Source organism: Parasphingomonas zepuensis (genome assembly GCF_036663735.1).
In the GTDB taxonomy this organism is placed as follows: Bacteria; Pseudomonadota; Alphaproteobacteria; order Sphingomonadales; family Sphingomonadaceae; genus Sphingomonas.
In genome coordinates this window covers 810,348-823,255 of the sequence record NZ_JAXOJO010000001.1, presented here as the reverse complement: position 1 = coordinate 823,255, position 12,908 = coordinate 810,348, and the positions used below count along the sequence as shown (strand labels likewise).

7 protein-coding genes are annotated in these 12,908 nt (G+C 62.9%); 5 read left to right on the top strand and 2 right to left on the bottom strand.

Going from position 1 to position 12,908, the window contains the following annotated elements; translation table 11 throughout:
• Positions 1-71: 71 nt before the first annotated feature.
• The gene (locus U1769_RS03950; protein ID WP_332712225.1) at positions 72-1,049 is read left to right on the top strand and encodes a 2OG-Fe(II) oxygenase; all 978 of its coding nucleotides are present in this window, start codon (positions 72-74) and stop codon (positions 1,047-1,049) included.
• Between the two features lie 95 nt (positions 1,050-1,144).
• Here the strand turns inward: U1769_RS03950 and U1769_RS03945 are convergent, their stop codons facing one another.
• A complete protein-coding gene (locus tag U1769_RS03945) occupies positions 1,145-1,660 on the bottom strand; it encodes a hypothetical protein (RefSeq protein ID WP_332712222.1) in 516 nt (171 codons plus the stop codon).
• A 198-nt stretch (positions 1,661-1,858) separates the two neighbouring features.
• Between U1769_RS03945 and U1769_RS03940 the strand changes: the two genes are divergently transcribed.
• The 4 genes from U1769_RS03940 to U1769_RS03925 all read left to right on the top strand — a co-directional run bounded on the left by U1769_RS03940 (position 1,859) and on the right by U1769_RS03925 (position 9,822).
• On the top strand, positions 1,859-5,020 hold the full coding sequence (locus tag U1769_RS03940) for a TonB-dependent receptor domain-containing protein (RefSeq protein ID WP_443030169.1): 3,162 nt from the start codon (positions 1,859-1,861) through the stop codon (positions 5,018-5,020).
• A gap of 127 nt (positions 5,021-5,147) precedes the next feature.
• Complete coding sequence (locus tag U1769_RS03935; protein ID WP_332712217.1) at positions 5,148-7,160, top strand: tetratricopeptide repeat-containing sulfotransferase family protein; 2,013 nt, start codon at positions 5,148-5,150, stop codon at positions 7,158-7,160.
• 14 nt (positions 7,161-7,174) lie between these two features.
• Entirely contained in the window at positions 7,175-8,317 is a 1,143-nt protein-coding gene (locus tag U1769_RS03930) for an aspartyl/asparaginyl beta-hydroxylase domain-containing protein (protein WP_332712214.1), read from the top strand.
• Positions 8,314-9,822 (top strand): putative 2OG-Fe(II) oxygenase, encoded by a 1,509-nt coding sequence (locus U1769_RS03925; protein WP_332712211.1) that lies wholly within the window; start codon positions 8,314-8,316, stop codon positions 9,820-9,822. The genes U1769_RS03930 and U1769_RS03925 overlap by 4 nt, the downstream gene beginning before the upstream one ends.
• 490 nt (positions 9,823-10,312) lie before the next feature.
• Here the strand turns inward: U1769_RS03925 and clpB are convergent, their stop codons facing one another.
• Positions 10,313-12,892: an ATP-dependent chaperone ClpB gene (gene clpB / locus U1769_RS03920; protein WP_332712208.1), complete on the bottom strand. Its 2,580-nt coding sequence runs from the start codon at positions 12,890-12,892 to the stop codon at positions 10,313-10,315.
• Positions 12,893-12,908: the final 16 nt, after the last annotated feature.

The window sequence follows — 12,908 nt, the reverse complement described above, 5'->3', positions numbered from 1 at the left end:
TATGATCGAAGGGCCGGAGGAATATCCTCCGGCCCTTTTTTTTTGTCCTGCGATCCCGTTAGAAGGGCGCGATGTCACAAACGCCTGTCACCCACGCCAATAGCCTTGTCGCGTCGGGCGCGATTGCGGAAGCGATTGCGCTGCTCACCGGGGCCGCGGATGCAGGAGATGTCGACGCCCTGATGCAACTGGCCGTGTGGCATCTGGCAGGGGATCCGGTGCAGCGGGACCTCGTTAAGGCACGCGTCTTGCTGCGCAGAGCCGTTTCGATCGGCCATGTCGATGCAGCGCTGATGGAAATCGCGCTGACCGCGAACGGCAGCGGCGGCGCGCCGGACTGGACCGGTGCCGTCTCGCTTTTGCGAACTGCCGCTGTGAGCGATCCAGTGGCCGAGGCCCAACTCAAGCTGTTCGATGCGATGCAGATCGATGTGGAAGGCAATCCGGGCAGCTTGCCCGAACCTGAAATGCTTGACGCGGGATCGCGCATCCTGCGTTTCCCGCGCCTGTTCACGCCGGCGGAATGCGCGCATGTCGCGAACCTTGCCGTCGATATGCTCGCGCCGGCTCGAGTAGTCGATCCGCGCACCGGTCGCTGGATCGCACATCCGATCCGGGCCGCAGACGAGGCGCCGATCGGCCCAGCGCGCGAAGACCTGGTGGTGCAGGCGCTCAATAAACGTATTGCGGCGATCAGCGGTACCGACACGGCGCAGGGCGAGCCGCTGACGGTGTTGCGCTATCGTCCCGGGCAACAGTTTCGACTGCATTCCGATGTTCTGACGAATACCCGGAATCAACGTATCGCGACGGTTCTCGTTTATCTCAATGCGGGCTTCGAAGGGGGGCGCACGACCTTTCCCGCGCACCGGCTGGAAATCACTGCCCGGCCCGGCGACGCGATCCTGTTCAGGAACGTCGATGCCGCGGGGGTGCCCGATCCTTCCATGCGCCACAGCGGGGAGCCGGTGGTGCGGGGCACCAAATGGCTCGCCACGCGGTGGATCAGGGCGCGCGCCTTCTCGCACTGGACTGGTCCGGAGAATTGATCTCCGGCCAAGCAGGGTTTGGGTCGCACAGAAAGTTTACGCGAGCAGCGTTGCGCCCTGATTTCGCTTTGGAAGTGCGTCCGCGCCCTTCGAAATCACAATATCCGCTTTACCCGCACGCCCGGCGCACTCTCAATCCGCATCATAAAGCTGCCAAGGCTTGCGCGCTTCACGATAGCGTCAAGGCCGGGCTTAGGTGAGCGGGAGAACGCTCTGACGTCGATCTGCCGCCAGACCGAGCCGTTCGCCAAGCCGATGGTCCAGCCGTTCGCGTCCTCGCGGGCGGAGGTAATTTTGGACTGGATCTGTTCGACCTGATTGGCCTCATCTCCGCCGTCGAAGAGGTTGAGACGTGGAAGCGACAGGCCGAACAGCGTGCGTTTCGTATCGCGGACCTGTTCCTTGTCCAGAATCACGATACTTTTCGTTTTCTCGGCAGCGTCAAGCACCGCCACTTCGCGGTCGAAGCAGGCAAGGCGGGCGAGGGCGTCGCCGATGGCGCGGCAATCGACCAGCCGCTGGAATGCGTGGGCTCGGGCCGGAACCTCCTGTCCCGCTACTGCTGGTGCCACTGCGAGCGCGGCTAACAGGATAGAGTAAACTACCTTCATATATCCTCCGGATCTTAGCTCAGCAGCACGTTGTACGATTGTTGCCGCGGCGCAACACTAGGGGGCAATTTTTTCAACGGCGACACTAAGCGTTTTACAGTCCAACTTCGGCTAGGCACTGAATACCCTATTGTCGGGCATTGGCCTCAAGCCAAGCATCGACCTCAATCCGCGGTCAGGGCCGCGGTATGAAAAGGAATGGGGAAAGTGAGCAAACTCGCAACGATTTCTACGCTCAGGAACGGCGCAGCGCCGATCGTCCTGGGTCTCGCTCTGCTTTCGGCGCAGGCACAAGCCCAGACTGCGCCGACTACCGATTCTCTGCCTGCCGATCAGGCTGAAAGTGGCGCGCCGGACATCGTTGTCACGGGTTCGCGCATTCCGCAGCCGAACCTCGAGTCGGTGAGTCCCGTTACCGTCGTCAGCAACCAGGACATCAAACTCCAGGGCACGACGAAGATCGAGGACCTGCTGAACTCGATGCCGGCGGTTTTCGCCAGTCAGGCGTCGACGCTCGCCAACGGTGCGGACGGCACGGCATCGGTCGATCTTCGCGGCCTGGGTTCGAGCCGTACGCTCAGCCTGATAAATGGCCGCCGCCTGCTTCCGGGCGATCCAAGCCCAACCAGCGGTTCCGCCGCGGATATCAACATCATTCCGGCTTCGATCCTGAAGCGGGTCGAAGTTCTGACTGGTGGCGCGTCCTCGACTTACGGCGCCGACGCGGTCGCAGGCGTCGTCAACTTCATCGTTGATACCGATTTCACGGGTATTCGCGTCGACGGCCAATATAGCCTTTTCCAGCACGATAATCGCAACAAGGTCCTGCCGCCGCTTCTGGACAACCGTCAGGCAGCAGGTCTTGCCGGCTATGGCTATCCCGGCGGCGTCGTCACGGATGGCGGTACGGTCGATGCCACGATTTCGATGGGCACCAAGTTCGACGATGATCGCGGCCATGCGGTCGTTTATTTCGGCTATCGCAAGGCCAAGGCCATTCTTCAGTCCAGGCGCGACTTCAGCGCCTGCGTCCTGCAGAACACCGGAACCGGCGCGCCGCGTTGTGGCGGTTCGGCCACGTCGGACAACGGCAATGCGATCGTGTTCGACAATTTCGGCGGCGCGAATGCGACATCGACGATTTATACCTTTGGCCCGAACGGGGCCTTCAACAACTCCACGAGCCTGTATAACTTCGCTCCGACCAATCATTTTCAGCGGCCGGACGAGCGCTACACCGCAGGTCTTTTCGCAAACTATGAGATAAATGACTCGATCAAGCCTTATCTCGAGTTCATGTTCATGGACGATCGTACGGTTGCCCAGATCGCGCCGTCGGGAGACTTCGGCAACACGCTGACGATCAACTCGGACAACCCTCTGATCTCCCCAGCGCAGAGCGCGGTAATTTTCGGGCAGGAAAACCTGATCAACGGTTTCCTTGGAAACTTCCCGCTGGCCGTCGGGGCTCCCTACAATCCCAATCCCGGAGCGGCAGCCCTTAACTTCGTCGATCCGACGACCGGGCAGACCTATCAGAAGGCATTCTTCCAGCTGCTTCGCCGCAATGTTGAGGGTGGAGCGCGCCAATCGGATCTGCAGCACACCAACTTCCGCGCTGTAATCGGTTCGAAGGGCGATCTCGGCTCGGCCTGGTCTTACGATGCGTATTATCAGTACGGCCGGTCGAACTACACGCAGGTCTATTCGAACGAGTTCTCAGTGGCGCGTCTCAACCGCGCGCTCGATGTCGTCGTAGGACCAAATGGTGCGCCCATTTGCCGTTCGGTCCGCGACGGGACCGACCCGAACTGCGTGCCCTATAACGTGTTTGGGGGAGCGGGCTCCGCCAGCGCCGCCTCGATCGCCTATCTGTCGGCGACTGGTTTCCAGAAAGGCCAGACCTCGGAGCAGGTGGCGAACGTCTCGTTCACGGGCTTGCTGGGCGAATATGGCATTCGGACGCCTTGGGCGGAAGATGGCCTTGCCGTGAACGTCGGTGTCGAGTGGCGCCGGGAAGCACTTGAACTCCAGACCGACAACGCCTTCCAGACCGGGGATCTTACTGGGCAGGGCGGCGCCACCCTGCCTTTGTCGGGCAGCTTCCGCGTCTATGATTTCTTCGGTGAAGCGCAGATCCCGCTGGTCCACGATAACTTCATCTACGATCTTGCGTTGACCGCCGGGTATCGCAGGTCGTCCTACAAGACGAGTGCAAGCCGCAGCTATGATACCGATACGTTCAAGGTCGGTGGCGAGTTTGCGCCGATCCGCGATATTCGCTTCCGCGCCGCTTATAACCGTGCAGTCCGCGCTCCGAATATCCAGGAACTGTTTGCCACGAACACCGTGGGTCTGAACGGTTCCAATGATCCATGCGCCGGCCACGCGATCACAGCCACAGAATATGGCTGTCTCGCTCAGGGCCTTGCGGTTGGTCAGTCGACTGCGGAGAATCCGGCTGGCCAGTACAATGGCCTGATCGGCGGCAACCCCGATCTGTTGCCCGAAAAGGCGACCACCAAGACCTTAGGTGTGGTATTTCAGCCCACGTTCCTGAAGCGCTTCACCCTGACGGTCGATTATTTTGACATCAAGATCGACAATGCGATCCGCGCCTACGGTCAAGATGCGACCCTGTCGGATTGCGTCGCCAACGCCACTGCGACCTTCACGCCAGAATCGTGCAGCCTCATCAACCGTGACGCGGCGGATTCGCTCTGGCTGACCCCGGGTGGCTTTGTGACCGACCTGCCCAACAATGTTGGTCAGGTTCAGACCAAGGGTATCGAGGTCAACGGTGCTTTCTCACAAGACCTTGGCGGCATCGGATCGTTGTCGCTCAGCATGATTGGGACTTATCTGGACGCGTACCGTGTCGATAACGGTCTGACGCAACCCTATGATTGCGCCGGCCTCTATGGTCCGACTTGCAGTGCCGGCGGCACCACGCAAAGCGGCGCGCCGCTTCCCAAGTGGCGGCACAAGGTGCGCGCAACGCTGCAGACGCCGCTGGGCATCGGCGTTTCCCTCCAGTGGCGCTACATCGGCAAGGTCAAGGCCGAGACCCTCGTCGACAATGAATCGCTCCACGGCGATTTCAATTACGATCCGGGCCTGCGTATCAAGCCGTATAACTATTTCGATCTCGCCACGACTTTCCGCGTTGGCGACTCGTTCAACTTCCGGCTTGGCGTCAACAACATGTTCGACAAGCAACCACCGCTGGTCACGTCGGGCAATGCTGGGCGTTCGGGTTCGAACCTTTGCCCAACCGGCCCGTGCAACGGCAACACCTATCCCGCCACTTGGGATGCCCTGGGGCGTTATTTCTATGCGGGTGTCACGCTCGACTTCTAACATTCCTTCAGGATGTTGATCATGGGGCGGCCGGTCTTCGGACCTGCCGCCCCTTTTTTTGCCCGTCTGTGCCACGATGACAGCAATATGTTTGCATCGAGATGGCGGAGCGGTCCAAACAGTGAAAGTGGCAACCGCATCCATGCTCGATCCACGGACCGCCGATGTCCTCAGGCACGCGATGGGCGCCGCCCAGGCCGGTGACCTACAGCGCGCGTGTCGATTGGCCGAGGGCGGACTGGCGCAAGGCGGTGACGTGGTCGCGCTCAACGCCTTCCTCGGCATGGTTCGGGCGAGGGCGGGAGATTCCGCCGATGCCATTCGCCACCTCAGGCGCGCTCATCGCGGCCGACCCAGGGATGCGACTATCGCATGCAACCTAATCTCGGCCCTGATCGACTCAGCCGACCTCCCGGGGGCATTCCACGTTGCGACGCGCGAACTCGCGTATTCCGACGCCACCTTGCGGATCGCGCGCTACCGGGGGTTTATAGCTCAGTCGCTTGAGCGATTCCCCGAGGCGGTCGAAGCATATGAACATGTAGTTGAGCGCGCGCGGGATGATTTCGAAAGCTTCAACAACCTTGGCAATGCGCGGTCGGCGTTGGGCGATTTCGACGGCAGTGTTTCAGCATTGCGGCGCGCCGTGGAACTCGATCCGCTCGCACCCCCGACACGCTTGAACCTGGCGGTCGCCTTGCGCGCGGCGGATCGTCCGGCCGAGGCCGAAAGCATCCTTCGCGCGGCCGCGTCGGATTTTCCCGAGGACGCTCGAGCCCTGCACGATCTCTACGTGCAATTCAAACGGGACGGAAAACACGAACAGGCGTTACCGGTCCTGGAAGAGGCCGTATCTCGCGACCCCGACAACGCGAATCTTCAGCTCAAATTTGCCATCGAATGTGGGCTGGTAATGCGGATCGAGGATGCCGAGCAGGCCTTTCGCAGGGCGATCGCCATAGATCCTTCGGTGGTGGATGCGTATCTGGGCCTCGCCGTGCAATATGAACATACCAACCGGGAAGAAGAGTTCGCCCCGTTGATTGCCCTCGGCGAGGCAAACGGCCTGGAGGACGGAGCGCTCGGCTTCCTGCGCGCGCTGGAGCACCGGCGCGCCGGGCGGTTCGAAGAGGGGCTCGAAAGCCTGATGTCCGTGCCGGCGACGATCGAGCCCGAGCGAAGCGCGCACATCCGTGCGACCATCCTCGATCGCCTCGGACGGTCGGATGAGGCCTTTGCCGCATTCGAAGAAACCAATCGGCTGCACGAGATGCATCCAACGGAACCTCTGGTGCGTGCAGCCGAGTTGCGCGCGGAACTTCGTGGCGAAATCCAGTTTCTTACGCCTGACTGGGCCGCAAGTTGGTCGCACGAGGATGGCGTCTCGGACCGCGCTGATCCGGTTTTCCTGGTCGGCTTTCCGCGGTCCGGGACAACGCTGCTTGATACGATTTTGATGGGCCATCCACGCACCGTGGTGCTTGAAGAAAAGCCGCCGCTGAACCTTGTCGACCAGGCACTGGGTGGGCTCGCCGGCATTCCATCCCTAGACGCCGCGGGCATTGTCGCTGCTCGCCAGAAATATTACACGGAGGTGGAGAAAATCCAGGCGATCGGGCCGTCCAGCCTGTTGATCGACAAATCGCCGCTGTTTCTCAACAAGGCTCCGCTCATCCAACGGCTATTTCCGAACGCGCGTTTCATCCTCGCGCTGCGGCATCCGTGTGACGTCTTACTGAGTTGTTTCATGAGCAACTTCCGGTTGAACCCGGCCATGTCCAATTTTCTCCGGCTCGAAAATGCCGCCGAGCTATATGATCTGACCTTTCAGCATTGGGAGCGTTCGCGGGCGCTGTTTCCGCTCAATATCCACACGATCTCGTACGAGCGACTAGTCGAAGACGTCGAAGGAGAGGTTCGCCCGTTGTTCGACTTTCTGGGGCTGGATTGGCACGAAGACGCGCTTGACCATCGCCGCACCGCCAAGGCGCGGGGTCTGATCACGACCGCGAGCTATTCGCAGGTGACCGAGCCGATCTACAAGCGTGCGTCCGGCCGTTGGGAGCGTTATCGACAGCATCTGGAGCCGATTCTTCCCGTTCTCGAACCTTGGGTCGCAAAGTTCGGTTACACGCTGTGAGCGCGGATGTGCCGATGTTGCTGGCCGAGGCGGACCGGGCTTCAGGGGCCCAAGATTTTGCACGTGCTCAGACCTTGCTCCGCGCCGCGGCCATCGAGCGGCCTGACGACCTCTCGATCCTGCTGAGGTTCGCCGGGGTGAGTCGCGCTGCGGGCCAACCATATGTCGCCCTCGATGCCGTGCATCGGGCGCTCGCCATCTCCCCCCTAGATTTCACGACATTGCTAATGCGGGCGAACCTGTTGGATCGGCTGGGAGATGCCGCAGCCGGAGAAGCCTGGGGCCACGCAATCGCCCAGCAGCCGGAAGGCGATTTGCCGCCCCAGATTACCGCGGCCCTGGCCGAAGGGGAGCGCCGCCATGCGGCGTGGATCGATGCACGGGAAATAAGACTGAAAACGGCGATGGCCGCCGCAGAACAGTGCGCGGACGAAGAAGAACTGGGGCGCATAGGCCGCTTCAGGAGTAATGCGTTACGTCGTACCCGACACTATCATAGCGAACCCACGCACTTCCATTTCCCCGGATTGGCCGAGCGCGAATTCCACCCGCGCCGCATGTTCCCGTGGTTGGCTGAGCTCGAGGCGGCAACCGACGCCATCGCTGCCGAACTGGAGATCGTGATGGCGGCCGAGCGGGCCGAGCTTGTTCCGTATATTCAATATGCGGAACATCTTCCGCTTCGTCAGTGGCGGTCTTTGAACCACAATGCCGATTGGACCGCCATTCACCTGTGGCGGAACGGCCGGAAAGTTGAGGCGAACGCCCGCCATTGCCCGCGCACCGTCGCGTTGCTCGAACGGCTTCCTCAACCGGTAATTGCCGGCGCATCGCCCAATGCGATGTTTTCCCTGCTCGCGCCGAAGACAGAGATTCCGCCGCATGTCGGTGTCAGCAACGGACGGCTGGTCTGCCACCTGCCTCTCGTGGTGCCGGAGGGCTGCTGGTTCCGCGTCGGTGCGGAAACCCGAGGCTGGCGGCGGGGCGACGCGTTCGTATTCGATGATACGATCGAGCACGAGGCGGCAAATCCGAGCGACCAGCTTCGCGTCGTCTTCATCTTCGACCTCTGGCACCCCGATCTCAGCGCAGTTGAACGCGAGGCGGTCTCCGCTCTCGTCGCTGCGGATGGAGGTCCTCCCGCGGCTGGCCTATGAACTTCGCCGCTCAGCTGGCATCGGTTTGCAGGGGCGCGGTGAACGCGGAGAACCTTGCCAACCTCGCTCGGCTGGCGCTCGCCGAAGGTGGCGAGGAGCAGGCGCTGCCGTGGCTGATGCGTGGTGCCCGGCAGGGCACCGATGCCCGGACATGGCAGTGGACTGGTCTTTTGCAGCGAGCCCTGGATGAACATGACGCCGCATTGCAATCATTCGCCCGGGCGGCGCGGCTTGCTCCGTCGGATTCCGGTATTGCCCATGGCCGTGCCCATGTAGCGTTTGAGGCGGGCATCGACGCGGTCTCGTTGTTCCAGCAAGCGCGTCGTCTCTCCCCCGGAAGCGGAGACGTGCTGATTGGTCTGGCGGCCGCACAAATGGCCATCGGGAAAGGCGAGGAGGCGGCCGCCGGCCTCGATGCGGTTCTTGCTGCGGCACCGCTGTGGCTCCAGGGGCATATGCAGCTCGCACAGCTCCGCTCCACGATAGGACAGGGGAATATCGTGGCCGCCTCCCTTGAACGGGCGCTGTCGCAGCTACCCGGCGAAGCCACGCTGTGGCGCGGCCTGTTCGACCTGTACCTGCGCCGCGAAAATTACGCGGAGCTTGGTAACGTGCTGACCCGGGCGCGGACGGCGGGTCAGATGAGTGAGCTGTGCGCCGAATATGAGGCGATCGTCGCTTCGGAACTGGGTGCGGAGCACGCGGACGCGCTGTTCGACAAGGCCCCCGGAGCGGCGCAGCCAAGGCTCGCACTGTGGCGCATTCGTCACCTGCTGCGAACCACGCGGGCCGACCAGGCGCTTGCGCTCATCGACGCTGAACTGAAGGCGGACCGTGGGACCGCGGTCTGGCCCTATGCCGCGGCCGCGTGGCGATTGACGGGCGACCCTCGCAGTGCATGGCTGGAAGGCGACGAACGATTTGTTGTGGTAATGAATCTCGGCCAGGAGTTTCCCGCAGTCGATCGGTTGGCCGTTCATCTGCGCTCGCTGCATGTGGCGAAAGGCGAGTACCTCGATCAGTCGGTGCGGGGTGGTACGCAGACTGATGGGCCATTGTTCAGCCGGATAGATCCGGCGATCCGTGCCGTCCGCGCTGCTATGACGCGCGCTGTTGAGCGCTATATTAGACAGCTTCCGCCGACGGATTCCTCACATCCGCTATTGGCGCACCGTCGTGATCGCAGAGTCCGTTTCGCAGGTAGCTGGTCGGTTCGACTCGGAGATGCCGGTCATCATGCAAATCATGTGCATCCGCAGGGTTGGATCAGTTCGGCGTTGTATGTCGCGCTTCCACCGCGGCAGCCAGGGGAGGCTGTCGATGCCGGCTGGCTGACATTGGGGGAGCCGCAGGCGACACTGGGCCTCGATCTATGTCCGACGCGCGCGGTCGAGCCTCGCGTGGCGCAGCTGGTATTGTTTCCCTCCTGGATGTGGCATGGAACGCGGCCCTTTGCCGAGGGCGAAAGACTCACCATCGCGTTCGATGTCGCCCCACCACGCTAGCGTGTGGTCGGTATTCGCTGTTGCCGCGCGGTGAGTCTTGAAACGTCATTTAAAAGCGCTGGTTTCGCGCCTTGAGCTGCTGCAGGATCGGTCCGACTCACATTCTTGAAAGGGTCGATGATGACACCTGTGATGGCGCGGGCTGCGTTGGGGGCGATGATCAGCTTCGCCCTGACCATGCCGGTACTGGGGCAGAATGAGGTGCGCCCTGCGAAGAAAAAGAGCGACCCGAACGAGGTAGTCTGCGAAAAGCAGGAGGTTCTCGGTAGCCGGCTGGCGTTGCGAAGAGTCTGCAGAACGCGAAGCGAATGGGCCGAACAGAGGCAAGCCGATCGTGACCTCGTGAACAGAACGCAACTTGGATCCTGCATGAAAAAGTCAGGCTGCTGAGGCGTATATCCAGCTCCTGGAGTTCGACAAAGGCGGGGGCGCCGCCCTCAAGACGGGCCCCTCCTGACAGGAAATTGTCCGCCGATAGCTGGCGCTTGGATCACCCGACCGCCAGCTCCAGCTTCCCATCCCCCTCATCGACCTTCACCGTCGCGCCGTCCTTCACGTCGCCGCGCAGGATCAGGTCGGCCAGCGGATCCTGCAGATAGCGCTGCACCGCCCGCTTGAGCGGCCGCGCGCCATAGACTGGATCATAGCCGACCCGGCCGAGCCACGCTCGCGCGGCGTCGGTCAGTTCCAGCACGACCTTGCGATCGGCCAGCAGCTTCTGCACGCGCGATACCTGGATATCGACGATCGGGGCCATCTCGCTCTGCCCGAGCCGGTGGAACAGGATGATCTCGTCGAGCCGGTTCAGGAATTCGGGGCGGAAATGCCCGCGCACGATCTCCATCACCTGCGGCTCGACGGTCGACACGTCGGCGCCGTCGGCCAGCGTCGTCAGATACTGGCTGCCGAGATTGGACGTCAGGATGATCAGCGTGTTGCTGAAATCCACCGTGCGGCCCTGGCCGTCGGTCAGCCGGCCGTCGTCGAGCACCTGGAGCAGGATGTTGAAGACGTCGCCATGCGCCTTCTCGACTTCGTCGAACAGCACCACCTGATAGGGCCGCCTGCGCACCGCCTCGGTCAGCACGCCGCCTTCCTCGTAACCGACATAGCCGGGAGGAGCGCCGATCAGCCGCGCGACCGCATGCTTCTCCATGAACTCGCTCATGTCGATGCGCACCATCGCGGCGGGATCGTCGAACAGGAATTCGGCGAGCGCCTTGGTCAGCTCGGTCTTGCCGACGCCGGTCGGGCCGAGGAACAGGAACGAGCCGAGCGGCCGGTTCGGCTCCTGCAGCCCGGCGCGGGCTCGGCGGACGGCCGTCGAGACGGCGCGGACCGCCTGGGCCTGGCCGATCACGCGCTTGCCCAGCGCTTCCTCCATCCCGAGCAGCTTGGCGCGCTCGCCCTCCAGCATCCGGTCGACCGGAATGCCGGTCCAGCGGCTGACCACGGCGGCGATATCGTCGGCGGTCACTTCCTCGCGCAGCATCGCGCCTTTGGTGGTCGCCTGCGCTTCGTCGAGCTGCCGGGTCAGCTGCGGTATGGTGCCGTAGGAGAGCTCGCCGGCCTTGGCGAGATCGCCCGCGCGCTGCGCCTGCTCGAGCTCGAGCCGCGCTGCGTCGAGCTGCTCCTTGAGCTTCGCCTCGGCGTTGATCTTGTCCTTCTCGCCCTGCCACCGCGTGGTGAGCTCGGCCGATTGCTGCTCGAGATTGGCCAGCTCGCCCTCCAGCGTCGCCAGCCGGTCGCGGGATGCCGCGTCGGTCTCGCGCTTCAGCGCCTCGCGCTCGATCTTGAGCTGGATGATGCGGCGATCGAGCGTCTCGATCTCCTCGGGCTTGGATTCGACTTCCATGCGGATCCGGCTGGCTGCCTCGTCCATCAGGTCGATCGCTTTGTCGGGCAGGAATCGATCCGTGATGTAGCGGTTGGACAGAGTCGAGGCAGCGACGATCGCCGCATCGGTGATGCGCACGCCGTGGTGCAGCTCATATTTCTCCTTCAGCCCGCGCAGGATCGAGATCGTGTCCTCGACCGTCGGCTCGCCGACGAACACCGGCTGGAAGCGCCGCTGGAGCGCTGCGTCCTTCTCGACATATTTGCGATATTCGTCGAGCGTGGTCGCGCCGACGCAGTGCAACTCGCCGCGCGCCAGCGCCGGCTTGATCATGTTGGAAGCGTCCATCGCGCCGTCGGTCTTGCCCGCGCCGATCAGCGTGTGCATCTCGTCGATGAACAGGATGATCTCGCCTTCGCCGGCCTTCACTTCGTCGAGCACGCCTTTCAGTCGCTCCTCGAATTCGCCGCGATATTTGGCGCCGGCGATCAGGCTGCCCATGTCGAGCGACATCAGGCGGCGATCCTTCAGCGTATCGGGCACGTCGCCATTGGCGATGCGCAACGCCAGCCCCTCGGCGATCGCGGTCTTGCCGACGCCCGGCTCGCCGATCAGCACGGGATTGTTCTTGGTGCGCCGGGCGAGGATCTGGATGGTGCGGCGTATTTCCTCGTCGCGGCCGATCACCGGATCGAGCTTGCCGTCGCGCGCCGCCTGAGTCAGGTCGCGCGCGAATTTCTTGAGCGCGTCGAACCGGTCCTCGGCGCCCGCGCTGTCGGCGCTGCGGCCGCCACGGATCTGGTTGATCGCTGCGTTCAGCGCGTCCGCCTTCACACCCGCTGCGGCGAGCGCCTTGCCCGCCGCCGTGGTGGAGGCGAGCGCCAGCGCCACGAGCAGCCGCTCGACCGTGACGAAGCTGTCGCCCGCCTTGGTCGCGATCTGCTCGGCCTGATCGAGCACGCGCACCGCATCATTGTCGAGGCCTGGCGTCTGCTGCGCGCCCCCGCCCGACACTGCCGGCACTTTAGCCAGCGCTGCGTCGGTCTCGGTCACCGCGCGTTTCGCATCGCCGCCGGCGGCGGTGATAAGCCCGGCGGCCATGCCCTGCTCGTCCTCGAGCAACGCCTTGAGGATATGCTCGGGCGAAATCCGTTGATGGCTCATCCGGATCGCGACCGTCTGCGCCGATTGAAGAAAACCCTTCGCGCGGTCAGTAAATTTTTCCAGATTCATCAGCGTCCCTCTCATT

Bases quoted from the DNA above. Each gene is read 5' to 3' on its own strand.
- U1769_RS03950 (WP_332712225.1), top strand. From the start codon at position 72: ATGTCACAAACGCCTGTCACCCACGCCAATAGCCTTGTCGCGTCGGGC.
- clpB (WP_332712208.1), bottom strand. From the start codon at position 12,892: ATGAATCTGGAAAAATTTACTGACCGCGCGAAGGGTTTTCTTCAATCG.
- U1769_RS03945 (WP_332712222.1), bottom strand. From the start codon at position 1,660: ATGAAGGTAGTTTACTCTATCCTGTTAGCCGCGCTCGCAGTGGCACCA.
- U1769_RS03925 (WP_332712211.1), top strand. From the start codon at position 8,314: ATGAACTTCGCCGCTCAGCTGGCATCGGTTTGCAGGGGCGCGGTGAAC.
- U1769_RS03930 (WP_332712214.1), top strand. From the start codon at position 7,175: ATGTTGCTGGCCGAGGCGGACCGGGCTTCAGGGGCCCAAGATTTTGCA.
- U1769_RS03940 (WP_443030169.1), top strand. From the start codon at position 1,859: ATGGGGAAAGTGAGCAAACTCGCAACGATTTCTACGCTCAGGAACGGC.